The organism is Rheinheimera faecalis (genome assembly GCF_021290965.1).
Classification (GTDB): Bacteria; Pseudomonadota; Gammaproteobacteria; order Enterobacterales; family Alteromonadaceae; genus Pararheinheimera; species Pararheinheimera faecalis.
Map to the genome: position 1 here is coordinate 121,820 of NZ_JAJOYT010000004.1, position 23,795 is coordinate 145,614.

General features: G+C 46.2%; 20 protein-coding genes. 11 read left to right on the plus strand and 9 right to left on the minus strand.

Going from position 1 to position 23,795, the window contains the following annotated elements:
* The first annotated feature begins 172 nt into the window (after positions 1-172).
* The 3 genes from LSG34_RS08795 (at position 173) to LSG34_RS08805 (ending at position 2,327) form a co-directional block, all read left to right on the plus strand.
* Entirely contained in the window at positions 173-511 is a 339-nt protein-coding gene (locus LSG34_RS08795) for a YggL 50S ribosome-binding family protein (RefSeq protein WP_233008495.1), read from the plus strand.
* Positions 512-743: 232 nt separating this feature from the next.
* On the plus strand, positions 744-1,700 hold the full coding sequence (locus tag LSG34_RS08800; protein ID WP_233008497.1) for an NPP1 family protein: 957 nt from the start codon (positions 744-746) through the stop codon (positions 1,698-1,700).
* Positions 1,701-1,886: 186 nt separating this feature from the next.
* Entirely contained in the window at positions 1,887-2,327 is a 441-nt protein-coding gene (locus LSG34_RS08805; protein WP_233008499.1) for a DUF1090 domain-containing protein, read from the plus strand.
* A 25-nt stretch (positions 2,328-2,352) separates the two neighbouring features.
* Here LSG34_RS08805 and LSG34_RS08810 read toward each other — a convergent pair whose 3' ends face one another.
* Positions 2,353-4,371 carry a metallophosphoesterase family protein gene (locus LSG34_RS08810; protein ID WP_233008507.1) on the minus strand — a complete coding sequence of 673 codons (2,019 nt, stop codon included), beginning with the start codon at positions 4,369-4,371 and terminating at the stop codon, positions 2,353-2,355.
* Between the two features lie 97 nt (positions 4,372-4,468).
* The gene (locus tag LSG34_RS08815; RefSeq protein WP_233008509.1) at positions 4,469-7,249 is read right to left on the minus strand and encodes a TonB-dependent receptor; all 2,781 of its coding nucleotides are present in this window, start codon (positions 7,247-7,249) and stop codon (positions 4,469-4,471) included.
* A 552-nt stretch (positions 7,250-7,801) separates the two neighbouring features.
* Here LSG34_RS08815 and LSG34_RS08820 point away from each other — a divergent pair.
* From LSG34_RS08820 to nudK, 3 genes are read left to right on the plus strand one after another with little or no spacing between them, the layout of a single operon-like run.
* Positions 7,802-8,692: a dienelactone hydrolase family protein gene (locus tag LSG34_RS08820; protein WP_233008511.1), complete on the plus strand. Its 891-nt coding sequence runs from the start codon at positions 7,802-7,804 to the stop codon at positions 8,690-8,692.
* 19 nt (positions 8,693-8,711) lie between these two features.
* The gene (locus LSG34_RS08825) at positions 8,712-9,077 is read left to right on the plus strand and encodes a cupin domain-containing protein (RefSeq protein WP_233008520.1); all 366 of its coding nucleotides are present in this window, start codon (positions 8,712-8,714) and stop codon (positions 9,075-9,077) included.
* 17 nt (positions 9,078-9,094) lie between these two features.
* Positions 9,095-9,691: a GDP-mannose pyrophosphatase NudK gene (nudK, locus tag LSG34_RS08830; RefSeq protein ID WP_233008528.1), complete on the plus strand. Its 597-nt coding sequence runs from the start codon at positions 9,095-9,097 to the stop codon at positions 9,689-9,691.
* Positions 9,692-9,780: 89 nt separating this feature from the next.
* Here the strand turns inward: nudK and LSG34_RS08835 are convergent, their stop codons facing one another.
* Entirely contained in the window at positions 9,781-11,160 is a 1,380-nt protein-coding gene (locus LSG34_RS08835) for an amidohydrolase family protein (RefSeq protein WP_233008529.1), read from the minus strand.
* Between the two features lie 218 nt (positions 11,161-11,378).
* On the opposite strand from LSG34_RS08835, the gene LSG34_RS08840 reads away from it, so the two are divergent.
* Both LSG34_RS08840 and LSG34_RS08845 read left to right on the plus strand, forming a co-directional pair.
* Positions 11,379-11,927, plus strand: a complete 549-nt coding sequence (locus tag LSG34_RS08840) for a hypothetical protein (RefSeq protein ID WP_233008531.1) — start codon at positions 11,379-11,381, stop codon at positions 11,925-11,927.
* Between the two features lie 103 nt (positions 11,928-12,030).
* Positions 12,031-13,497, plus strand: a complete 1,467-nt coding sequence (locus tag LSG34_RS08845) for a carbon starvation CstA family protein (RefSeq protein ID WP_233008533.1) — start codon at positions 12,031-12,033, stop codon at positions 13,495-13,497.
* A 48-nt stretch (positions 13,498-13,545) separates the two neighbouring features.
* Here LSG34_RS08845 and LSG34_RS08850 read toward each other — a convergent pair whose 3' ends face one another.
* The 6 genes from LSG34_RS08850 to LSG34_RS08875 all read right to left on the minus strand — a co-directional run bounded on the left by LSG34_RS08850 (position 13,546) and on the right by LSG34_RS08875 (position 22,468).
* On the minus strand, positions 13,546-15,504 hold the full coding sequence (locus LSG34_RS08850; RefSeq protein WP_233008535.1) for a CHAT domain-containing protein: 1,959 nt from the start codon (positions 15,502-15,504) through the stop codon (positions 13,546-13,548).
* A gap of 1 nt (position 15,505) precedes the next feature.
* A complete protein-coding gene (locus tag LSG34_RS08855; protein WP_233008537.1) occupies positions 15,506-17,005 on the minus strand; it encodes a metallophosphoesterase in 1,500 nt (499 codons plus the stop codon).
* Positions 17,006-17,128: 123 nt separating this feature from the next.
* On the minus strand, positions 17,129-18,853 hold the full coding sequence (locus tag LSG34_RS08860; protein WP_233008539.1) for a GMC family oxidoreductase N-terminal domain-containing protein: 1,725 nt from the start codon (positions 18,851-18,853) through the stop codon (positions 17,129-17,131).
* Positions 18,854-18,918: 65 nt separating this feature from the next.
* The gene (locus LSG34_RS08865; RefSeq protein ID WP_233008549.1) at positions 18,919-20,484 is read right to left on the minus strand and encodes a patatin-like phospholipase family protein; all 1,566 of its coding nucleotides are present in this window, start codon (positions 20,482-20,484) and stop codon (positions 18,919-18,921) included.
* Positions 20,485-21,372 carry an acetoacetate decarboxylase family protein gene (locus tag LSG34_RS08870; protein ID WP_233008551.1) on the minus strand — a complete coding sequence of 296 codons (888 nt, stop codon included), beginning with the start codon at positions 21,370-21,372 and terminating at the stop codon, positions 20,485-20,487.
* A 52-nt stretch (positions 21,373-21,424) separates the two neighbouring features.
* Complete coding sequence (locus LSG34_RS08875; protein ID WP_233008553.1) at positions 21,425-22,468, minus strand: alpha/beta hydrolase family protein; 1,044 nt, start codon at positions 22,466-22,468, stop codon at positions 21,425-21,427.
* 248 nt (positions 22,469-22,716) lie between these two features.
* Between LSG34_RS08875 and LSG34_RS08880 the strand changes: the two genes are divergently transcribed.
* The 3 genes from LSG34_RS08880 to LSG34_RS08890 all read left to right on the plus strand — a co-directional run bounded on the left by LSG34_RS08880 (position 22,717) and on the right by LSG34_RS08890 (position 23,758).
* The gene (locus LSG34_RS08880; RefSeq protein WP_233008561.1) at positions 22,717-22,932 is read left to right on the plus strand and encodes a DUF3185 family protein; all 216 of its coding nucleotides are present in this window, start codon (positions 22,717-22,719) and stop codon (positions 22,930-22,932) included.
* 18 nt (positions 22,933-22,950) lie between these two features.
* Entirely contained in the window at positions 22,951-23,202 is a 252-nt protein-coding gene (locus LSG34_RS08885) for a GlsB/YeaQ/YmgE family stress response membrane protein (RefSeq protein ID WP_233008563.1), read from the plus strand.
* Between the two features lie 100 nt (positions 23,203-23,302).
* Positions 23,303-23,758, plus strand: coding sequence for a GNAT family N-acetyltransferase (locus LSG34_RS08890; protein ID WP_233008565.1), 456 nt, complete (start codon positions 23,303-23,305; stop codon positions 23,756-23,758).
* Positions 23,759-23,795: the final 37 nt, after the last annotated feature.

A 23,795-nucleotide genomic window follows, 5' to 3' on the forward strand; every position in this document is an offset into this window, starting at 1 on the left:
CGTTTTTGCGAAGCTCAGCAAGCAGTCTAAAGATGTTATTCCGGCTGAAATTTGGGTAGGTTGCTAAAAAAAGCTTGCTTATCAGGCCCTGATAACGAGATCCTATGCCGATACAGTATTGTGTTAACTAAGCATCAGGCCGAATTTCCGGTTGCTGCGCCAAGGAGATCCCATGTCTAAACCTAAAAGCCGTCGTTTACAGAAAAAGCTCTATATGGGCGAATTTACTGAGTACGGTTTTATGTTGTCCTGTTCTTTAGGCCTGGAGTCTGATCAGGATTTCAGCAAATTGCTGGACCAATTTATTAGTCTGATTGAAAGCCGTGATCTGGTGATGGCTGGTGGCGGCGATAAAACTCAGTTTGAAGCCTTTATTTGGTCTGCTCATCGTTATGGCTCAGCCACTCAAGACGATATCAAAGTGATTTCTGACTGGTTTAAAGCTTTACCTACAGTTGACCAATTGCAGGTGAGTGAGTTAGTTGATGCCAACTATGGTGTTAGCTTCTAATCGTTTTCGCTGAACCTTTAAATAAAGATCCGGCGAATATGCCGGATTTTTTTTGCTCATTTTTAACTTAGCTCTCTGTTTTTCCTTTGGTTTTATATGACAAAACCATTAAATTTTTATGATGACCTCATTGTGTCATTTTTCGGACCTTAGACTGTTGTTTCTGATTTCGATCTTACTTCGTAAGGCGGAATTGGCATAAAACAACAATCATTCATCGGAGGTCCAACTCGTGATAAACAGATTAAATTTAACTAAATTGACGATAGTAAAAGGCTTTTTAGTTTTCCTGAGTATTTTGAATGTCGGCGCAGTCAGCGCTGATGAATTTCCAACCTGGGATACTGGCATTACTGCCTATAACGAAGCTCAGGTCCGGAATTTCCATCCTACTTTTGATTTTGACTCAGATGGCTGTTATCCGGGCACACCTTTTCATCGCAATGAATCCTTGCGCCAGAACCCTGGTTTAGCAGCTACATCCAGCTATTACGGCGGTTGCCGTGATGCGGGTTGGGGCAATATCTCTAATACCATTCACAGACAACTGTGCCAGGTAGGCACTGATGGCTGGGAACGTTGTGCGCATTTTTATGAGCTGTATTTTGAGAAAGATCAGGCGGTTCACTTAACCTTTTTAGGTGGCCATCGTCATGATGTAGAAACTGTGATTGTCTGGACTGCAAAAGGTCATGGTCAGGAGTTTGTCAGCCATGTCTCAACCAGTGCACATGGTAGCTTTGATACCCGCGCTATGAATACGTTGCAGCAACACAATGGTCATCCGCTGGTGGTGTACCATAAGGATGGCGTAGGCACACACGCTTTCCGTTTTGCTAATGCAACAGATAAAGCCAATGTGGAGTTTCAGGGCAACTGGGGTGAGTTTTATGCGCCAAATATCATCAGTCATTACCGCGCCGTCGCGCAGTGGGACTCGAATGAACAAACGCGCCATGACCGTAATACACAATACCGTATGGCTCTGGAGCAATCTAACTTTGGTTCAGCCAGTTTTAAAACCCGTAATGACCAGCTGATTATGGATCAGGCTAATGCCAATGTGCCTCGCTCTGATGCCTTGTGGGCCAATACCTGGTTTAACTGGGACGATATAGCCGCGACCAAAGCCAAAGAGTTACAGGCGAACTATCCTGGCATTTATCAGACGATTAAAGACCGTTATTAATTTTCCTTTCTCCACAGTGTGTTGCGGTTTCACTGCAGCACGCTGTTTTTATTACTGGCTTTGTTTTCTCGTTTTTAGCAAGTTGCGGTTTGGCAAAGCTTAAGTTTGAGTTCAGCAAGGACTGCTACCTTCAATAGGTACTGTGGCATTTTGTCGCAACAAACCGTCTTTAAGAAGGAAATTAAAATGACACTTAAATTAACTCCGTTGCCACGTCTACTTTTTGCACCTCTTTGGTTAGCCGCTCTGGTAGCTGTTGCTCCTGCAGTTGCTCAAACACAAGCCAGTTGCAGCGCTCTCAAAGGTTGTGAACAGAAATTCTGTGAGATGGAAATTCAACTGAATATGGCAAAGCAAACAGGGAATACTGATCAGGTTGCTGGTTTACAAATGGCGTTGGATAACGCCAGAACCAGTTGCAGCGACACCAGATTAAAAGATGGTCTGACTGCAAAGCTGGCCGAAGCTAATCAGGATTTAGTGCGTTATCAGGCTGATTTGCAGCAAGCAGAGCAGCAGGGTAAAAAAGATAAGGTCATGAAGTATAAGAAAAAACTGGAAGAAACAACCAGCGAGATCAAAAGACTTAATGATCAGCTAAGCCAGTTGGAGCAACTGCCTCAGTGAACGCGGTAATAGCTGAAATCAGGCGCTACTGCGCCTGACTATTTTTCAGCGAGCTTAACTCGCCTGTTTGCATATTCAGCATAAAATCCCCATTCGGCTGGCCTTGTAAAAAACCATCAATAATGTGAAATAAAGCGGCAAACTTATATCTGCTGTATTGCGGCAGAGTCCATTTTGTCCAATCCTGTATTTGCGGTGCTGTATCTGGTTGTTGCAGTGTCGCAGTAAAAAAGCCGTACTCTTTCAGACGTGTTGCAGGGATATCGGGCAAGGCCAGCTCACCGGCATTTTGTAAGCGGTAAAAATCCAGCACTAACTCAAAACCTGTCCATTTAGCTAAATCGTCCAGCTTTATTCCGGCGGCTTTTGCCTGGTTTTTAGCTTTTTGCCTTGCCTGTTGCCACTCAGTGCTTTGACTCAAGCCTTGCAATACCAGGGGGGAGAAGTCCTTCAATGTGGTTTTGCTGTTTAATTGGGAGAGCACTAGCATTTGTTCGCCATTTAAGGACAGCAATAATTGGCGTAGTTCGTCTGGCCAGTCGTTGGGCAAAAAGCGTAAACGGGTTAGTTCACGTAAATGGCCGTTGGCAAATTCGCGATAGTTTTTCGACTGTAGAATGCTGGCATCCCACACAGCTTGTTTGTCTTGTTTTAGCTGCTGCCATTCGTGCTGATAATGCTCAAATAACTGATTAAATCCAGGCACATCCTGAAGCACTATAGTTTGAACTTTTACTTGTTCCGGACCTGTCAGTGTTAGCAATTTATATGCTGGTACATAAGCGGCTAAAGAGGGCGCCTGAATATTCACCAGACTATTGCCACTGTCAGAACTGACTACAGCAGTGTTGTTTAAATGCATATGGCCGCCTATATGCAGCTGTACGCCAAGGTCGGCCAGTCTTTCGCTGATTTGTGCTTTAGGGCTGCGCGATAACTGACCACGCTCTTCACCTAATAAAGTAGCAATATGTTGGGTTTGGCCCTGATAAAACTCAATCATAGGGTAATGGCTGAAGGTGATTAGGGTTTTGCCCTGAGCTTTCGCGCGCGCCGCCACTTGTTTTACCCAGGCCATTACCTGTGGCTTGTAGTCAAACATGGTGTTGTAACCTGCGTTGCCTGAACCTTCGAAAGCGGCAGCTTCATTGCCTTTGCCTCTGTAACCAGCTTTGGGTTTATACACATTGGCGTCAATGGCCAATAGCCATACACCTTCAACAGGCTCCACCAGATAGCTGGCATCCGGGATAACATGGCAGTTGCTATAGCCCTGTTTTTTGTAGGTTCCACCAGCACCTTGCTGACAAATTTCAAACTGACGTTTGGTGAAATCCGACTGAACCAGAGCTTCGGTGTAGCTGTAATTGCTGCTGGTGTAGCTGCTGTAAGGTGTTTCCCAGTAGAGATCTTCCGCTTTAGGGTAAAAACCAAAGTCTGAAAGTTCTGTCATTAACTCAAAGTAGCCCAGCTCTTTGACTTCTTCAGTGCAAATAACGTCTTGAGCTGATTTGCTGCAAGGCTCTGAACCTGGGCTAAAAATAGCTAAATGCCGGCCATCAGGTCCTAAATAATCGGGTTTACCTGCGGCATGGGCATAAGGCCGTACCGGATCGTGATTGCCTAAGGTCAACAAAAACTTCAGGCCATGGGCTTTGCTGTACTGCTGCAGGATTTGTTTTAAACCACGTATATGGACGCTTTGGCCATCGTCACTAAAATCGCCAGGCAGTACCACCAGCTGGACCTTTCGACGCACCAAATCATCTAAAGCGGCGCGCAACGCAAAATAGTTTTCGTTAAAAAGCCGGGTGGATTGCAGCTGAGCAGCCATAGTGCGGATGGTTGCAGCTTTGCCTTTGCTTTGGTCTTTGTTTCCACTGGTATTTTTAAGGCCTTTAAAGCTGCCATCGTTGAACTCTGCATAGACATCATGAAAATGGATGTCAGGTAAAAAGGCAATTTGTGTCGGAGCACTTTGTTCTGCTGAGGAGACTGGTAAACAAAACAGAGCCAATACAGAGCAAAAGAGGGCTGTTTTCATCAGTGGCACTTTCCTTGATATTCCTTGAAAAATAAAAGGCCACAGGGATGCTGTGGCCTTATTGCTTTTTATCATCTAAACAACAGCAAGAACAGGATTAGAAATCTGCACGCAGACCTAAACTTACTCTTCTGCCTGAGAACTCATACATCACAGGGAAGGCTGGGTTCATGGTGTAACCCGTGGTTTCTTCGTCTGTAATATTGATGCCTTTTAAACTCAGTTTGACGTTATCAGTCAACTTGTAGCCTAAGGCTATGTCCGTCTGGCCGTAAGCGTCACGGTAAACCGGGTACATATTCAGGTGAATGTACTCAACGTACTTGTCTTTATAGTTGTACGACACACGGGCATCAAAAACGTCGTTTTCGTAGTAAGCAGTAAAGTTATAGGTTTTATCGGCCAGACCTTCTGGTGGTGTTGGAATATCCAGATCCGAAGCGCCAGTTAAGGTATTGTCCAGCATAGTGTAGTTGGCGTTGATACCAAAACCGTCCAGTGATTCGCTGATCATAGTCAGAGGCAACTGGGCTATGAGTTCCAGACCTGTAACTTTGTAAGAGCCTTCAGCATTGACTGGCTGGAAGACTTCGAAATCGTAGTAACCGTCCAGTGAACCGTCCGCATTACGTTTTTCAACGTCTTCTACTATACCGGTCAGCTCTTCACGCACTACGCCTTCGATATCTTTCCAGAAGTAAGAGGCTGCCAGAATACCGCCGTTTTCCATATACCATTCAACACCAGTTTCCCATTGCTTAGCCTTGGTTGGCTTCAGGCCAGGGTTACCGTCTTTGAAGCGGAATTCGTTCCAGCTAACAGTACGTTTATAGGCAATGTCGCCTAAGGCTGGACGCATCAAAGTTTCTGATGCAGCGGTACGCCAAATCACGTCTTCAGCCACTTCAACTGTCAGGTTAAAGCTTGGTAATACATCGCTGTAGCTACCGTCTGCAGACACTGGGTCTTTAGTGTAGCCAGTGCTGCCATCCTGGTTTTGGATTGGGTGATAACCAAAAGATAAAACGTCAGTATCTACTGCTCTTACACCAGCGTTTAATTTGCTTGGTAAGTCGCCAATTTCAAAATCAAAGTTGCTCATGGCGTATAAAGCTGTGACTTCTTCATCAACACGGTAGTACTGATTCACCTGAAATGGTGTGAAGAAACCTTCGTAACGGAAGGTGCGACGGGCATAGTCGTTTGAAATCTGCATCCAGTTCAGGTTTTTCGCCTGGTAAGCACCGCCAGATGCGATATCTGTGACATAACCTAATTCACTGTCCTGCAAAGTACGTTTGTTCACGTATGAACTGTCGCCTGCTGAAGGGCCCTGAATTTTGGTTTCGCCATAGTTACGTTCTTTTGATTTGTCAGTGTAACGCACACCAAACTGCACGCTGCTCAGAGCTGGCAACATGGACCATTCCAGCTCTTTTTTAAAGTCGAGCTGAGCAGCGTATTTGTCGTCCTGAACTTCTTCCAGTTGAGTTTCATAAGCTTCAAACAGGTATTTGTCAGCAGCGTTGTACATATCGATGCTGTTTGGGTTATCGCTCTTGATAGTTTCGCCACCATTGGCAGTCCAGCGGGTACGGGAAGGAGCATAGGCAACGTGCTTCAGGTTGGCGTAATCAGCTGTTTTTTCAGCACCTGAGAAACCTGCCAGCGCATTGATATCCCAACCGTTGACTTCCCAGTCCATAGTGATGCTGTATTGGGTGAAGTCTGTTTCGTTAATACGTTCTTTGCTTAAAAATTCATGCTGAGTCGCGGTGTAAGACACGTCGGTCAGCACCACCATGCCGTATTCAGCCAATGTGGTATCGTCGTATGCATGGATAGTTTCTAACGTACTGCGGCTTGAGGCAGAGTAAGCTGCTGCATCGTATTCATCTTCAGTGTTGTCATAACCACCTAACATGGCATCAAAGGTCAGACTGAAGTTTGAGCTTGGCTTGTATTGTACCGAAGCCGTGCTGCCCCATTTGTCCTGCTCGCTTTGGAAGACACGGTCGCCCACTTTGTCCTGGAAAATAATACGGCTGGTTTCGTCTTTATCTTTGAAATCACTGACGATCACGCCGGCATCACGTTCCAGTACTGCTGCTGCCTGAGTTGAGCGTGGTGCTGAAGCTTCAAGGAAACGACCCATAGGGCGGAAGTTGATACCAGAGTTTGAATCTGTTCTGTTATTGCGTTCTGCTTTAGAAAAAGACACTAAAGCACCCCAGTCACCCCAGGTATCGCTGGCGAGGAAAGAGAATTTAGGGTCGGTTTTTTCTGAGATCGAGTTATGAGCGCCTTCAGCAGAAACAACAAATTGTGCGTCGCTGTAATCAAAAGGCTTGGCAGTACCAATTTGCACTGAACCTGCGATACCACCTTCTTCATCGGCAGCTGTCGGTGATTTTTGTACTGTTACACTTTGGATGATTTCAGAGGCAAAAATATCAAATTCCACATCGCGGCCACCGCTACCTGAAGCAGTTGCCAGGTTATTGATAGACACATGAGTAAATTCAGATGGCAAGCTTCGTACGTTGACTTTGCTGCCAAGACCTTTGTTACGCTCGATAGTGACGCCAGGCATACGCTGCAGAGCTTCAGCCAGGTTTTGCTCAGGGAAATCGGCGATGTCGGTAGCCACTATCGAATCAGAGAAACCAATGTTCTCTTTTTTCATATCAACGGCTTGCTCCAGACTTTTGCTGTAGGTGCCTTTGACTGCGATGACTTCAACTTTTTGCTCAGTCTGCTTGTCTTGTGCATAAGCAGGTAAACTGATGGCAGTGCCCAACACTAATTGACCTATGGCCAGACTTAAAGCTGTGCGTTTTGATACAAGATGATGACGGTATTGATTCTGACTTTTCATTCCCAAACCCTTAGCTACTATCATTATTTTTTTACCACTAGCCGGACAGGGCGGGCGTAATAGTGGCGCTCAACGACGGGCGAGAATACAGAGCAACTATGATGCTTTTATTTCAGTTCCAGACACATGCCAATGTCGATTATGTAAATTAAATGAAAGTAAAAGATGTATTTAATGCAGATGATGAGTGAGACTGGATGTAACCGTTTTCATTTGGTTTGTTTTTTCTATTTAGGTTTAAGTTAATTAAAATCATGTGGTTACGTTTATTTCTTCAATTTTTTTTAAAGTGTCTGGCTGAAGGTTGTTTTATATTTTTTAAACAGCAATGCGGAAATAACAAGCCGTTTTTGTGCATTTAAAAGGCGACAAAGCGCGTTTTTTCTGCGATTAACTTTGCAACTTTATCTGAGCTGCATTGTTTTTGTTTTAGATCGAAGTCAGAGAAAATTAATCGTTGTGTCTGTCGTACTGTCGGGTGCAGTATATAAATTAATCAAGAAAACATAGCTTTATGCTGAGCAGAAACGACTGAATACCATAGGAGTTGTTATGTCTGATCGTAAAACGGCCAAAGATTTTCATCCACAAATCCTGCGTTTATTTGACCGTTATGTGCATGGTGATATCAGCAGACGTGATTTCTTAGCAGGTGCTGCAAAGTTCGCGGTGGCAGGCATGACAGCTGTGACTCTATTGCAGGCACTGGCTCCCAATTATGCCATGGGCCAGCAGATTCGGCCTGATGATCCACAATTAGATACTGAATATCTGACTTATCCAAGCCCTAAAGGCTATGGAGAACTAAGAGCTTATTTGGCAAAACCTAAACAGATCAACAGCAAGTTACCTCTGGTTCTGGTGGTGCACGAAAACCGTGGTTTAAACCCTCATATTGAAGATGTAACACGCCGTCTGGCATTAGCTGGTTTTATTGCTTTTGCGCCAGATGCACTCTTTCCGCTAGGTGGGTATCCGGGGGATGAAGACAAAGCCCGCGCTCTGTTTAGTACTTTAGAGCAGGACAAAACCCAACAAGACTTTATTGAAAGCGTGCGTATTTTACAAAAACTGCCCCAAGGCAATGGCAAAGTGGGGGTTGTTGGTTTTTGTTATGGTGGCGGCATGGCAAACTTTTTAGCCACAGAGTTACCAGACTTAGCTGCGGCGGTGCCTTTTTATGGTCGACAAGCTAATTTAGACAAAGTAGCAGCTATTCAGGCGCCGCTTTTGATCCATTATGCCAGCGATGATGAGCGGGTGAATGTTGGCGCTAAAGCCTATGACGATGCGTTAAAAGCTGCAGGCAAAAATGCCCAAAGTTATATCTATCCGGACACCCAGCACGGTTTTCATAACGACACCACGCCACGTTACGACAAGGAAGCTGCAACGCTTGCGTGGGATAGAACCATTAAATTTTTTAAAAAGCATCTGAGTTAGAATCAGGATTGAAGATGAAATGAATTATCAGGCCATTAATTTTAAAGATAAATTTTCGAAGTTCGACAATCACTGGTCACCCCGTGTTATTGCCGAAATGAATGACTACCAGTTTAAGCTGGTGAAAGTTGAGGGGGACTTTGTCTGGCACGATCACCCGGATACTGACGAAGTATTTATTGTAGTGAATGGTGTGCTGGATATTGAATTTGAAGATGGCAAAGTGACCTTAGAAGCCGGAGAGATGTTTGTGGTGCCTAAAGGCGTAAAACATAAACCCGGTGCAAAAGCTGAATGCCAGATCCTGTTGGTTGAACCCAAAGGTGTAGTGAATACCGGAGATACCCAAAGCGCACTGACCGCCCTGAATGATGTTTGGATATAGAGTAAAAGGACTTTTTAATGAGTGATAAAATCAGAAATATTCAGAAAACATTGTTGTCGGACAACTGGTACACCCTGAATAAATTTAGCTTTGAATATCAGAACCATCATGGTCAGTGGCAACAGCAGCACCGTGAAGCTTACGATCGGGGCAATGGCGCTACTATTTTGTTGTACAACACTCTCAAAGGCACAGTGATCCTGACGCGCCAGTTCCGTATGCCCACTTATATCAATGGCAATACAGATGGTTTACTCATTGAAACCTGTGCCGGCTTGCTGGAGCAGGATAATCCGGAAGATTGCATTAAGCGTGAGGCCGAAGAAGAAACCGGCTACAAAGTAGATAAAGTGCAAAAACTGTTTGAAGCTTATATGTCACCCGGTTCAGTCACTGAAATCATCCATTTTTTTGCGGCTGAATATGCCGAAGATATGCAGGTTTCAGCAGGTGGTGGTTTGGCGCATGAGCAGGAAAATATTGAAGTACTGGAACTGGATTTTGAACGGGCTTATTCGATGATAGGCACAGGTGAAATTAAAGACGGTAAAACTATTATGTTGCTGCAGTACGCAAAGATAAACGGCCTGATCACCAGCGGACAGCGCAGATAAGGCGGTGTAGACACTTCTATTGGGTGAGTCACACAAAGAGGGCAGCTCTAAAGCACAGTTGGTACTAACCTGAGCTTTAGAGCCATAGGCTAACGTTTTAACGCTTCTTCAATAACCTGACCGTTTTGTTTGTATATCACGCCGTTTTTCATCACTAAATCAACATGTTGTAACAGGTTCATATATTTAAGCACATCGCCTCTTACGGCAATAATGTCAGCTACTTTGCCTGGGGTCACAGAACCGTATTTATCCTGCACTCCCATCATCACGGCTGGCCAGTAGGTCGCAGCTCTGATGGTTTCTATAGGGTCGAAGCCAAAATCGTCAACCCAGAGCGCCATTTCATGCCAGGTGGTCTGGCAATGAAACTTCATCGGAATGCCGACATCTGTCCCCACCAGCATGACCACTCCGGTTTCTTTTAGCTGCTCAATTTTATGTTTTAGTGTGGGTTTGCGCAGCGGCACTAATTGGGTGTAACCCAAATGGCCGGGCTTTTTAATGGACTGTTGAATATCGGCGATAGTGTCTGGCTTTAAGCCTCTGTGCCAGCAGGTGTTATCTAAATGCTCCGGATTTTTGACTGTATCCTGATAACTCCACAAACCTTCAACAGTAGGCGTCCAGAACAGCAGGCCTTTAAACATACCAGTGCCAGTGCGTTCTTTAATGGCGGTCAGTACATCTTCTGGATAACCCGGTGCTGTGGTGAGGCCTGTGTGTTCAAAGTTATCAACACCAATTTCTATACCCCGGCGGATTTCATCAGGTTTGTGCGAATGCGCGACAACTTTCATGCCCCGTTTATGGGCTTGCTGCACTATAGCTTCAGCCACTTCACGTGGCATATCGTCCTGATCAATCAGTTTCACTATGTCCATACCGGCGTCGGCTAACTGATTCACTTTTTTTATGGCGTCACTTTTGTCTTTCACAGCCCAGCGGTAACTTTTTTCCCAATCCCGAACTTGCCATTGTAAAAAAGGACCTGAAGCGTAAAGGCTGGGGCCCGGGATTTCATTTTTAGCCAGTTTGGCTTTGATGATTTGAGTATCTTCCAGTGGTGCACCTAAATCCCGCACGCTGGTCACTCCTGCCAGCAATAACTGCACTAAACTGGCTGGCATAATTTCATCGGCAAAACGGTCTTTGTACTTAGCTTGCCAATGCACATAGTCGGCATGACCAGTCAGTTGTATATGGGCATGGCTCTCCCACAAGCCAGGCAGCAGATCATGGCCTTCGGTAGAGACCACTTTATATCCTTGGGGCACCTGTAATGTATCGACTGAGCCCACTTGTTGAATGATGCCTTCGTCCACCAGGATAACGCTATTTCGGATCAGATTTTCAGCCGTACCATCAATCAGCCTGCCACCAACCAGTGCAATTTTTTCCGCAAAAATACTGGTGCTTGTGCCACAAAGCACAAGACTAACCATCAGTGAAATAACATGTTTTTTCATAACGCCCCTGAATTGTTTTATTTTTAGTCAATTTAAAGTAACTGGCGAACAGAGGGATATCAATGCGGTTCAACTGATATTACAGCGCAGTGGACTAGAGTTGAGTTTCTGCCAGAACCTCAGATATCTGAATATTTTTCCTTACAGTTTCATATACCTTGTCATCTTTAATTAAGCCACACTGACAGCATTCACTCAGGTCGACACGGAAACTAAAGATGAACGATCAACCATTTAAACTTCACCGCCTGTTGCTGGTGGCTGCTGCCAGTCTTTATATCTGGGTTTTACTGGCTTTTGAGCACTATAACGGTGGTGTGGTGAGTCATCATTTATTACACAGAGAAGATTTACCCGCTATTTCAAACTGGTGGGGGGCTTTGGTTTTGCCTTTGCTGAGCTGGTTTTTAACAGGACGTATCTATAAGCGGGTAGTGACGGCTTATCCCTTTGCTGTGGTGGCGGGTTTTATAGGTGCTCTGCTGTTTGGCATTTTGCTTTCAGTATTATTTGTGTATCAGCAGCAACAGATGTTATCGGGCCTGATGCTCAGTCTGCCTGTGCTGGCATTAATTTTTCCACTGTACCGTGCTGAATTTTTATTAGGTTTTGTGCTGGGGATGTGTTTCACCTTTGGTGCATTAATTCCGGCCGGGGTCGGCACTTTGGTGGTATTGATGTCTTTTATTTTGCATAAAACCTTGCGGCCTCTGCTGGGTTACCTGTTTGGTTTTTTTGCTGGTTCAAAGGATTCGACTATCGGCTGATGTCTGAAGTCTTGTTGCTGTGCTAAGGTATTGATATTCATGCGAAGGTGCGGTTAAAACTGCACCAGCTCTGTTATCAGCATCATCAGAGGGATCTACTCCTATGCTTATCTTTTTTATCAGTATTGCGCTGCTTATTCTGGGTTATAAATTCTACAGCCCTTTTGTTGAAAAACAGGCGGGCATAGACCCTCAAGCTATCACGCCACAAGAACGTTTTAACGAAGGCGTGGATTATGTGGCTATCAGTCCGATGAAAGCCTTTTTGATTCAATTTTTAAATGTGGCCGGGGTAGGGCCTATTTTTGGCCCAATTTTAGGTGCTTTATATGGCCCTGTGGCTTTAGTCTGGATCGTCATTGGCAACATTATAGGCGGCGCAGTTCACGACTATTTTTCTGGTGTGATGAGCATCAAAGAAGATGGGAAAAGTTTACCCGAAATAGCAGGCCATTATTACAACGTGGTTTTTAAAGGTTTTATGCTGGTGTTTACCGCCATGCTGCTGTTTTTTGTCGGTGTAGTTTTTATTATGAGCCCGGCCGGGCTGTTAAGTAATCTGTCTTACTTTGAAGGTACTTTTTTAGCCGGCAATACTTTTTGGGTGCTGTTGATCCTGCTCTATTACTTCCTGGCTACTTTGTTGCCTATAGATAAAATCATTACCAAGCTGTACCCGGCTTTTGGTGTGTTAATGATAGTGATGACGACTTTGATAGCCGGCGCTTTATTAATGGAAGCGCCGCATTTACCGCAAGTGACAGATATTTTCGCTTATTTTGATGGCCACCATGAACACGATTTTTTAACGCCAAATGCCGATGGTTTACCTGTCTGGCCTCTGCTGTTTTTAACTATTACCTGTGGTGCTATCAGTGGTTTTCACTCCACTCAGGCGCCTATTATTGCCCGTTGTTTAACTAATGAAAAATACGTCAGGCCTGTGTATTACGGCGCTATGGTGTGCGAAGGTATAGTGGCTTGTGTCTGGGCTCTGGCTGGTGTTGCAGCTTTCCCTGGTGGTTATCCTGAGCTTAAAGCTATGCTGGATTTAGGTGGCCCGGGGTTAGTGGTCAATCATATTGCCACTGGTTATTTAGGCGTATTAGGTGGTGTGATGGCTATTGTGGCTGTGGCAGTCTTCCCTATTACCTCAGGTGATACAGCCTTTCGTTCATTACGTTTAACCATAGTGGATGCCTTTAATATTCCACAAAGCTTGCGCAACAGACTGTTATTGTCAGTGCCAATTCTGGCTATTGCTTACTTTATGACGCTGCTGGATTTCTCGCTGATTTGGCGTTATTTCGCTTTTTCCAATATGTTGTTATCCACCAGCGTATTGTGGCTGGCCACTAAGTACTTATTCGATCGCGGCACTTTACACTGGATTGCCAGTATTCCTGCTGTGATAGGTACCAGTATGACAGTAGCTTATATAGCAACTGCCAGTATTGGTTTGAATTTACCAGTGGAGTACAGCAAACCTATAGGGGTACTAGTGGCCGTAATAGGTTTGATTGGATTGGTGATTGCACATAACAGAAAGGCAGCTGCCGCTTCGGTTTAAATCAATGAAACAGACAGCAGGCTAAAGTGCTGCTGTCTGTGTTTATCCTTATTCATCTTCAGTGAGTGCATCCACAGCAACTTGTGCCAATTCGGCCCAAATTGGGCTTTTCCATTCCAGTAGATAACGGCCAAATTGCCTTTTAGTAGACAAAATAGGAAATTTATCAGCTAAAGGCTCATCCAGCATGGCTTTGCAGTAATCGCTGATCTGCTTTTTCAGCTCATCAGGTTTTGCCGTGTCAGTGTGATAAACCGAATGTAACAACGTCAGCTCAGCTAAGGTCGCCAGCACATAAACTTTGTCTTTGCCTGTGCTAAGGCTCTTTTTCCATGTGGTCATTTCAAGTGCTGCACACCAGGTGGTGCCGTATTTGTCCGACAGCTTTTGTAAACCTGCTGCATCGTCTGTTCTGTTGCGAATGGCAATGATGGACAAATATTGTGTCAGCATCCAGTGGTTGGACTGATCGATAGTCCAGGCGGCCTGATAAAACTCAAAACAGCATTTATAGGCTTGTTGTGCCTCTTTTTCGGCGCCAATTAAATCCAGTGCTATGCCAATACGTTTTTCGCTGGCGGCACTTAACCCCATGCGCATCGACCATTCTTCTTTGGTTAAATGATCATGCGGCTCATCGCGCCACTCTTTCAGCTCTTGCCGTATTGCTTCGGATAAAGCAGTCAGCTCCTGGTGCACGTCAGTTTGTTCATCTGAGCTTGCCATGCCTTGGGTGATGGTTTTGACCAACTCATCAATACGGTCAAACTTCACTTCTATTTTGCGCTGGGTTTGTGTCGCATGAAATTGCTGCACCTGCAAGGCAAAGTCGGGTGGAATAGTAGCGTAAGCCACTATGCTGGCCCAGTCGTGGGTTTCAGGCGCGTCAGTGCGTAAGCGCTGACGTAATTCGTGTAATACCCAACGAGGGTCGTCACCTTTGAGTAATCCGCTGTAGAGCACTTTGGCTGCTATAGCCGAGGCTTTCATCCAGAGTGGGAACTGTGAGGCAATGACCCAGGGAATGCCGGAGCTATTGAGTTCATGCGCTATGCTGCCGCCTGGGGTTAATACCGAGTTGATATTGCCTGAATCACAAGTGGCTAAAGTAACTACAGTTGGACGGCAGTGCGTGGTACCTAACGCATCATTTGCAGTCAAGGCTACTGCCAGTCGTTCACCATCGACGACATCAATTTGCTCAGGGCCTGCCTCGCTGCAAAGCGCCACGCCATAATGCTCATCACCGGATTCCTGATAAGGTGCACCATGAGCCAGAATATGAACATGAGTAAACTCTTGTGTGGCGCATAAGGTGCGTAATTGCTCAAGTGTCGCCTGTGGTAATACCGTCAGCAGCTTTTTCACTTCGCTGATGCGTTCTTCCGGACTGTCTTTTAATTTCACCCAGGGTTCTATGGCTTCACGCAGTGCTTGTAAATGCGATTGTGATGGCACATAACTGCCCGCTGGTGCTGCAAAAGCAAACAGAATTTTGGGTGTTCTGGCCCAGTTCATCGGCAAAGGACGACCACGACGCACTTCGCGGGTGATGGACACGGGAGTGCGCATTTGTAAGAACAAAGGAGCACCAGTGCCTGGGAAACCATCTGCTGCTATGGCGGCTTCAAAAGGTAATAAACCCAGTTCAAAGGCTGACATCGATAAACTTAAATGCACCAGACTGCTTTTGTCTGCTGCAGCCGCGCCCAGTTCGGAAATCAATGCTGGTACTTCGGCAAAAATACGACCCAGACTTTCGCCTATATCCCGAAGTTCAGCCTGGCGCTGATCGTCAGTGGCCGGATCTTTATCCAGTGGGTACTTCAACCGCTTTAATCGCATCAGCAATTGGCGGTGTTCATAAGGGATGTTAATGGTGACAGGGCCGTCTGAACCACAAAGCGCAATATAGTTAGTTAAAGGCGACAATAACTGGTTGTGAGCAGGGCCTGCTCTTAACAGTTCAAGCTTTACGCTGCGAATTTCGGTGCTTTGCGCTTTCATGTTAAGACCTCTCAAATTGCTTGATAATTTGCGGCTCGCCCATGCCATCACCCAGCACATGAGTCAGGCTGCCGATGGCACCACTAGCGGTTTTTTTAATAGAAACGGCGCTGGTTTGGTTCATCACAAAAGGCTGGCCACCAAAACTGGCGTTGTCGATACTTTCCATTTTGCCGTCGATCAGGATTTTATAAACCGGCTGAAAAGACGCCTGATCTTTGAGCATCTCCGGCGTAAAACTCAGTAAGCGGATCCAGGTGCCGCAGTTAAAGTAATAACGGCCTGATCCCATGTCGATGGCACGCTCCAGATGGGTATGGCCTGTGACAATAAAGTCGATGCCATTGCCAACTGCTGCAGTGACTTCTTTGTAGGTGTCGTCTTTGTCGTTGATATCGAAGGTTTTATCGCCGGATAACCAGTCTTTCATCGCGCGGCGTAAAGCTTCATCTTTGGGTATATTGCGGATCCAGCCAGTTAAACGGTCAAAAATCAGCTGGCCAGTGCCCAGTTGCCCATCCTGTTCAAACAGCTGAGCATTAGGAGTACCAAGGTTTTGTTCTGCTTGCAGTAACATGGCATCCACCGCCTGACTGCCTGCACTGGCATAGGTTCTCATGCCTTGTGTCAGGTTGCTGCCAAGCACTTGTGTAAGTTGAGGTGGCGTCGCATTTTGTTCTTCATGCGTCTGGAAACCATCCATCGACAAGCGTTGATTGACTTCTCTGCCGTCTACTGTTTTTCGTCCTACTATCGACAATAAATCGCCGATTTTTTTCGCCTGTGACGGGTCCAGCACCACTAAAGTGCCTACAGCAGCCTGAGTTTCAGGTTTGAGCAGGTCAATCCATTTGTACTTTTCTTTGACCTGATTCATCACCTCTTTCACCATACGGGTGCCTGCATTAGGTATCCATTCCTGCTGAGTTAAAGTGCGGCCCGCATTAAGGCGTCGGCCCACTTTGGCTAAGTCTTCGTATCTGTTGAAATTCCAGGGGTCTACTTCATTACCATGGGTGCAATACACTGTAGCGCCGCCTACAGTGCAGCTAAAGCCTGCTCCTATAGTGGAAAACTCAATACTGGCGCGTTTTTGCGGATTGTCTCCGGCCAGACGCTGTTGGATCAGGCGCTGCACCACAGGAAAGGAAATCTCCACATCGTGATTGCCGATAATAAACACCAGAGTGCGGCGTTCCAGCGCGACAAAAGCAGCCAGCGCCGCCCAGATACCGGAGAAGGATGGGTTCGCCATAATGCTGCTGACCACTTCAACCGCTCTGTCGACCATAATGTAATCAGAGGATTTTTCAGCAAGCGTATCAAACACATCACCGTTGAGTACCAAAGCCACCTGACCTGCAGGGTTTTGCTTGCCGACCCACTGAATATAACCAGCCAGTCTTTTGGTTTCGCGCAGCACCTGAAAACTGGGTTCAGCGCCGCCCATATGGATATCGGAAATCACATGCACTTCATCATAAGCAGGAAAATTGCTCATTGGGGTCAACCTCGTCGACACTTGGGGAGCAGCATTGCTGCTGCTCTATACTTTAAACAGTTGGCGAAACAGAGAACGCAGCCATGCCACTGGTTTTGTGTAGCCTGGCATCTGTCTGGCCTGTTAGAGTTCAGCTGTGGGCGTGATGCCGGTAATACCTTCAGCCACCCGTTCAGATACAGCGCTGATGGTCGCTATAGGGTTGGCGCCTACAGCTGTTGGCAACAAGGAGCCGTCTGCCACATACAAGCCGGTGTAACCAAAGACCTGACCAAAGGTAGCCAGTTCAGCACTGGTGACACCTTGCTCCGGGCTATCCGCCAGACGACAACCACCGAGCGAATGCACTGTGACGTTACGCCGCATAGGCCAGAGCCAGTTCGGCATAGGAATAAAAGCTTTGCCGCCGCACCATTTTTTAAAACGCTCCCCTGTGGCCAAAATGGCGTTGTACAAGGACATGCTGTTTTTATAAGGCCACTTCACATGCAAATAACCTTGTTTATTCAGCGACATCACCCCGTCACCTTTGTCCAGGCCCATACACAGCAAGACGCTGGTGGTATAGGACAAGTCATTTTTAAGCAAAGACGTTAAGGCATACCCCAAATGGCCTGTACTAATGCCGTGCACAAAGCGGGCAAACGCCAGACGTATAGTGCGAAACAGCACCCGCAGTTGAGATGCGCCGGGTTTTACCCCTTCGGTGTACCAGGCGGCAAAGTTTGGGTAGCTGGCATCTTCCAGAATAAAAGCTTTGCTGCGGTCGAAGTTTTTAAACAGGTTGTAATCTGTGCCCTGAGTGATCACCGGACCGTAGTTTGGGTCTGCTGGTTTGTCGCCCTCAATCACAAAAGATAAAAAGTCGCCGTTACCGGAAAAATGCCGGCCTAATTGCTGGCTGATATTGGGTAAGGTTTTATGCAGGTCGCGACAGCGCATCAACAGCTCGTTGGTGCCCAAAGTTCCGGCCGACACCACCACACGGCGGGTCAGGGCGCTGCATTCTTTATGCGCATCTTTTAAATCCTGCCAGTAGACCCGGTAACCAAATTCACCATTCATGGCCGGGTTGTCCTGGCCTGAAGCATCGATAGGGACTATTTTTTGCGCCAGCACCTGGGTGTGAATATGGGCCTGGTACCTGTGTTCGGCCACATGTAAGTAGTTTAAATCCAGCGTATTTTTTGAGTGAGTATTGCAGCCCACATCACATTCAGCGCAGTAAACACAGGAGGTTTGCACTGCGCCATAACGGTTTTTCTCCTGCACACCTATAGGGGTTGGATTATCAAAATCGTTGCCAAAAAACACATTGATATCCAACAGCTTCGAGTCGTGGCCATCGGCTTTGGCGAAGTTTTGAAATAACTCGGTGCGGATAATTTTACGCCGTGGCTCGTTATTTTGTGGAATGGGTCGTGCACCCAACACTTGTTTGGCAATGGCGTAATACGGCTGTAGCACGTCTTTTTGCGCGTTGGCTGGCCAGTTGCTGTCGAACACTTCATCTGGCGGTTGTAAAAACACGTTGGCGTAAATTAATGAGCCACCGCCTAAGCCAGCACTGATCACCGCATCCATATGATCAAAATTACGGATATCAAACAAACCATGGCATTCTTCGCCTTGCAGTTTGTCTGGCATATCGCGTTTTTCTTGCGGAAGGTTCCAGAAATTGCGCGCCATATCGTGGGGTGAGCGGGCAAAGGAGCCCATAGGGTATCGTTTGCCCCGTTCGAGTAATAACACTTGTCCTGGCCATTTTTTTGATAGACGGCAGGTGTTAATAGAACCACCAAAACCACTGCCAATCACTATGGCTTCATAATCGTACTGAATACTCATGTTGTTCCCTCATTCTTATAAGCCAGCTCTGCATCCGGCCTTTTGTCTTTAGCTATTTGTTGCTGTTAGTTTTTTACTTTATGGCTGACATAAGTGGCCCATAACTGACGGGCAAAAAAGCCGGTAAAGGCATTGATGGTTTTGACTTTGGAAGTAAAGCCATCGGCTTTGGTTACAGTGACAGTGGACAACAATTTCAGCAGATCAATAGCACCCAGGCTTAAGGTGCCGGCTCCTATCACAGGGCCTGATTTGTCAGAGCCCTGATGCAGCTGGGTATAGAGTGTGGTGGTTTCAGGCCAGAGTTTAAAAATGGAACCTTGCCGCACTTCTTTACGACCTGCCAGATAATAAGACTGACCCTGATGTTCAAACGCCAGTTCGTACACCATCAGCGTGAGCTTTGGATCGTCCGTTGGTTTAAACAGGTTAAAGACGCCACTGTGCGCCACAATACCCATACCTAAAGGTGGAAAGTCGATGGTGCCAACCAGGGTGCCGGTATGCTCTGGGTCGACAATAAAGTCCGCCATCTCTGTGATACCCACTGTCGCGTGCATCGCAAGTACAGTGCCTGCCTGCTGGCCTTTATGCAGACCATCAGTCGGGTCTGTAGCGTCCAGTGAAAAACCACCTTTCATGGTTTCTTTAAATTGAAGACCGGTTTTTTCTGCTGTCATTTTTAAGATCTCTGGCTCAAATGGGACTCCCGCAGGAGTCATAAAGTGAAAGTAATTTGTGGCATCGCTTCGGCCCATCTCAATCAGTTCAGCATGGCTGATAGCGCCTGTGTACAAAGCTGAATCCAGTGGTAAGGGGTGAGCAGGTTTAATCAGATGTAAGGTGATCGGCTTTTGATGGCCATAAGGTTGTTCGCCATTTTCAATACGCTGATTCAGCTCAGCTATCATGCGTAACTCTTTAATTAAAGCGCCGTTGGCACTCATTTCCAGCATTTGGACATAGGCATTCAGCGGACCACTGCGATAGGTGGGGATATTACCCATCACCCAGACCAGCCAGAGTTCATTGGCGCCTGCTTTGACTATATCCAGCAGATTGGCATCCTGAATAAAACCAGAATCCAGACACAAGCTACCGTTGATTTCTACCGGCGGCATAGTGGCTGGCAGAGACATACCGGCAATCAGATGATCTTCCGTAAGCTCCGTATGTTGCGTCACCTGGTTGGTTTTAGTGGCAAAATTGCACATGTTAAAAGTGGCTTTAAGCCCGGTGGCAGCGCGGATTTTGTCAAAATTGATACCAAAATGCGGATACACTTTACGTCGAAAAGCTTTGCTGGAACTGGCCGCGACAAAACAAGGGGGCCAGAGGTAATTGCTCAGAGACATAAAGGAAAAAGTGCTACGCATTTTTAAGCTGCGCCAGCGCTCACAGATTTCTGTGGTGGTTAAACCCGACAGCAGCATCGCCAGATTCAACGAACCACCTGAGGTGCCATCCATATGTGAAAACGTCAGGCCGCGTTTAAACAGTTCATCCATCACACCAGCGGCATAAGACAAACGTAAACCACCGCCTGGTAAAATCAGCGCTCTTTTTATACCAGCCTTGTCAGCTGCAACTTCTGCTGCGGCACCTTGTGGGATATGGTCCAGAACCGACATTTATGAATTGTCCCCGGAATCCGGCGGGATAGGTGCTGTTGGCGGCGGCAACCAGGCTTCACTTAAGGTCAGATTGATCACAGATTCAAAACCTTCAGGCGCTACCTTAGGCAACTGCTCAAAATCGAGGAACCAGCTTTCGATATGATCGTCCAGCACACCGCCTATGGAGGGTAAAAACACTGTCGCTATGGCCTTGCCAATATTTAACTCTTTTAACGCCTGCAAACGGGGGTGATCGCCAATAACAAAACGAGCTTTGGCTTTACTGAATAAATTCATGCCTGCTTTGGCATTGAGGAAAATATCAGATTTCATCAACATGCCGCGAAAGGAGCAGTAGTTTGACGCTTTGGTTTTAATAGGTAACCAGGCGCTGGCAGGTTTATCTATTTCGACATAAGTCACCAGTTTTCCATCGAGGTCATACTGGCTGCTGACTTTGTCATCCGTGATTAAAAAGTTCAGGCTGCCCTGATGTTTCGGCATACCCCAAATACCTTTGCCGCCTTTGACCGACACTTCTGACGACACAGGTAAATCCACCACATACTGGCCGGTTTTAAACCAGTTCATAAAAATGGCGGGCAAGAGTCGTGGTGCAGGTTTTTCGCCGTGGGTACAGCCTATAGCTATGCTGTATTCCACATATTTGCCGATAGGGGTTTCGCGGTAATCAATGACAGTAACAATCAGTAAAGCGGAGTTCCACAACCGCAGCGGATGAATACCTGCTGGTAAAAAGTCTTTGGCTTTTTCTGCATCTATAGGAAAAACCGCCATTAAGGCTGGTGAATTAACCGCTGATACCGGCAATTTAAATGGAATACCATCCACCAGTGAAAATCTGTTGGTGTAATTTTTTATCCGCTTTGGTAAACCAAACATAAAACACTCCCTCATTATTATTTGTTTTGGCAGGGCGCAACATAGGCCCGTTTTAGCTTTTATTCAGCTCTGCAATAATCAGCGGAAAGGTATCCACTGCAGCATTTTTCCCCATAAAAACATCAAGATGGCCGTATTCAGGCAACAAATGAAGACTGTGATAATCTGGCCTTAACGCATCAAAATAATTAAAACTTTGGATCTGGCTTTGCGGTAAAAAACACAGGTTTTTTTCGCCGCTAAAAAAAGCAAAACGAGCATCTGTTCGTGGTTTTTCAGCTGTGTAATCTTTGGGAAGTTCCTGGAAATCCTGAAAAGACACTAAATGCCCGCGCTGCACACAGCGGGTGATTTGCTGGAAAAACCGCAAAGGCACGGCACCAAATTCTTCTTTGAGCCATTCATGGGTGTCTTCATTGAGGTTTTCATGGCGCCAAAGCGCTGGAAAGCCGCTGCCATAGGTAAAGCTGACTTGTTTGCAGACAGCGTTGTTGCATTCATGGTGGGTCAGATTGACCACTAAGCTAATAAGTTTGGCAACCAATCCAGGCGCATGCACGCCCCAGTGTGGATTCAGGTATTTGGTCATTTGCCGTACCAGCGGCACCATATACTGCAGCTTAAATCTGGACCAGTCCGGCACGACGGGGTGCAATGACACGGCGTTGGTGACAATAGTGGTGACTTCAGGCACTAAACCAGCGATGGCCGACATCATAAAGCTGGTGGAGCCCTGACAATGGATAATAGCTTTTAAGCTGCTGGCACCTGTTTCAGCCAGAATAGTTTGCACTGCTTTGGGGTGGTCGTATAAAGCGGCCTGATCCAAAGTCCATAAATTAGGTGCAAAGGCGATGCTGCCTCGCCAGTTTTCCAACCAGACATCGTAACCTTCGCTAATCAGTGCATCGACTATGCTGGTTTCTACCGGAGCCCTGTAGATATTGGCCCGAACTCCAGCGCCATGTACCAGAATGACTGGGCCTTTGTCGGGCGTTTTGTCGCCACGAATATGAATTAAATTCAGCTCAACACCATCGTCTGTGACAAAAGGGACTGTGCGTTCGGTGTAAGGTTGTGCGGTATGCGACGACATAGCTATGTTCCTTTTGTGCTTGGAATGTCCCTTTTTTGATGTCGATAAAAAGCGTAGCACATGTTTCCGATAAGGGTATGTTTTGTATGAAATTCTTTTGTTTATTAGACAGATCCAATGCTGCTATTTTGTTTTGCAGAAAAGTCTTCAGGTGCGGTTCAGGCTGGCAGAGCTAATACTGTAGTCAGATAAGGCGCTCTTTCAGTGCCTTGCTTGTGATCTTTTGATGGAATACAGAGGAATAAAAAATGGCTAATGGAACAAATTCGTTATTAAAACTGGTTGGTTTAGTCTTGCTGGTACTGGGTGTAGGCCTGGCGTATTGGGGCTTTCAACTGTCAGACTCCATTCAGTCTGAACTGACTGAAGTAGTGACAGGTGCAGAAACTGACAAAGTGATGCAGTTTTATATAGGTGGTGCCATCAGTTTTGTGGCCGGCCTTTTCCTGACTCTAAAACGTTAACAACAAGAGGGAAGGGCAATGAGCTTAACCGGATTATTAGTATTTCTTATCATAGGCGCCATAGCAGGCTGGCTCGGCGGTCTTATTATGAAAGGCAGTGGTTTTGGTCTTTTAGGTAATATCATCGTCGGTATAGTGGGTGCTGTTATAGGTGGGGCTTTATTTGGCATGCTGGGCATTAGCGCAAGTGGCTTGTTGGGTTCTATCATCACCGCCACAGCTGGTGCTGTAGTGCTGTTGTTTATTGCGAGTTTAATAAGACGGGCCTGATTTCAGGCTCGTTGTTTTTTATCTCCCGCATTTCTCTGGTCCTTCCGCTTTTATTTCGATTTATTTCTCAATAAATACAGCTTCTTATCTTTAGCTCCTTATGCATATCCAACTTGATAACCTGACAGGCCCTGAAATTGCCGCTTTGTTGCAAGAGCATTTAAATGACATGAATGCTGTGTCACCGCCGGAAAGCAAACATGCGCTGGATTTGACGGCTTTAAAAGCCAGTGACATCAGCTTTTGGACTTTATGGCAGCAACAACAATTGGCAGGTTGCGTGGCACTAAAGCAATTAAACACCAGACAAGCTGAAATTAAATCCATGCGAAGTGCCACAGCGTTTCGAGGGCAGGGGATAGGTAAGCTATTACTGCACCATGTAATTACCGAAGCAAAAAGCCGGGGTTATCAGCAGTTGTATCTGGAAACCGGTGCTATGGAGTATTTTGCCCCGGCCCGTTCTTTATACCGCAGTTTTGGCTTTGAACCCTGTGGGCCTTTTGCTCAGTATAAGGAAGATCCGAACTCTGTATTTATGCGACTGCAGTTATAAATACAGTGCTTTTGTTGTATGCCCCGCACTGAATAAC

What these genes read in the sequence shown, in the direction of transcription:
- LSG34_RS08855 (WP_233008537.1), bottom strand. Translation starts at nt 17,005, where the DNA reads ATGAGCAATTTTCCTGCTTATGATGAAGTGCATGTGATTTCCGATATC.
- LSG34_RS08810 (WP_233008507.1), bottom strand. Translation starts at nt 4,371, where the DNA reads ATGAAAACAGCCCTCTTTTGCTCTGTATTGGCTCTGTTTTGTTTACCA.
- LSG34_RS08880 (WP_233008561.1), top strand. Translation starts at nt 22,717, where the DNA reads ATGGCTAATGGAACAAATTCGTTATTAAAACTGGTTGGTTTAGTCTTG.
- LSG34_RS08835 (WP_233008529.1), bottom strand. Translation starts at nt 11,160, where the DNA reads ATGAAAAAACATGTTATTTCACTGATGGTTAGTCTTGTGCTTTGTGGC.
- LSG34_RS08815 (WP_233008509.1), bottom strand. Translation starts at nt 7,249, where the DNA reads ATGAAAAGTCAGAATCAATACCGTCATCATCTTGTATCAAAACGCACA.
- LSG34_RS08885 (WP_233008563.1), top strand. Translation starts at nt 22,951, where the DNA reads ATGAGCTTAACCGGATTATTAGTATTTCTTATCATAGGCGCCATAGCA.
- LSG34_RS08850 (WP_233008535.1), bottom strand. Translation starts at nt 15,504, where the DNA reads ATGAAAGCGCAAAGCACCGAAATTCGCAGCGTAAAGCTTGAACTGTTA.
- LSG34_RS08820 (WP_233008511.1), top strand. Translation starts at nt 7,802, where the DNA reads ATGTCTGATCGTAAAACGGCCAAAGATTTTCATCCACAAATCCTGCGT.
- LSG34_RS08795 (WP_233008495.1), top strand. Translation starts at nt 173, where the DNA reads ATGTCTAAACCTAAAAGCCGTCGTTTACAGAAAAAGCTCTATATGGGC.
- LSG34_RS08870 (WP_233008551.1), bottom strand. Translation starts at nt 21,372, where the DNA reads ATGTTTGGTTTACCAAAGCGGATAAAAAATTACACCAACAGATTTTCA.
- LSG34_RS08865 (WP_233008549.1), bottom strand. Translation starts at nt 20,484, where the DNA reads ATGTCGGTTCTGGACCATATCCCACAAGGTGCCGCAGCAGAAGTTGCA.
- LSG34_RS08875 (WP_233008553.1), bottom strand. Translation starts at nt 22,468, where the DNA reads ATGTCGTCGCATACCGCACAACCTTACACCGAACGCACAGTCCCTTTT.
- LSG34_RS08825 (WP_233008520.1), top strand. Translation starts at nt 8,712, where the DNA reads ATGAATTATCAGGCCATTAATTTTAAAGATAAATTTTCGAAGTTCGAC.
- nudK (WP_233008528.1), top strand. Translation starts at nt 9,095, where the DNA reads ATGAGTGATAAAATCAGAAATATTCAGAAAACATTGTTGTCGGACAAC.
- LSG34_RS08890 (WP_233008565.1), top strand. Translation starts at nt 23,303, where the DNA reads ATGCATATCCAACTTGATAACCTGACAGGCCCTGAAATTGCCGCTTTG.
- LSG34_RS08840 (WP_233008531.1), top strand. Translation starts at nt 11,379, where the DNA reads ATGAACGATCAACCATTTAAACTTCACCGCCTGTTGCTGGTGGCTGCT.
- LSG34_RS08860 (WP_233008539.1), bottom strand. Translation starts at nt 18,853, where the DNA reads ATGAGTATTCAGTACGATTATGAAGCCATAGTGATTGGCAGTGGTTTT.
- LSG34_RS08805 (WP_233008499.1), top strand. Translation starts at nt 1,887, where the DNA reads ATGACACTTAAATTAACTCCGTTGCCACGTCTACTTTTTGCACCTCTT.
- LSG34_RS08845 (WP_233008533.1), top strand. Translation starts at nt 12,031, where the DNA reads ATGCTTATCTTTTTTATCAGTATTGCGCTGCTTATTCTGGGTTATAAA.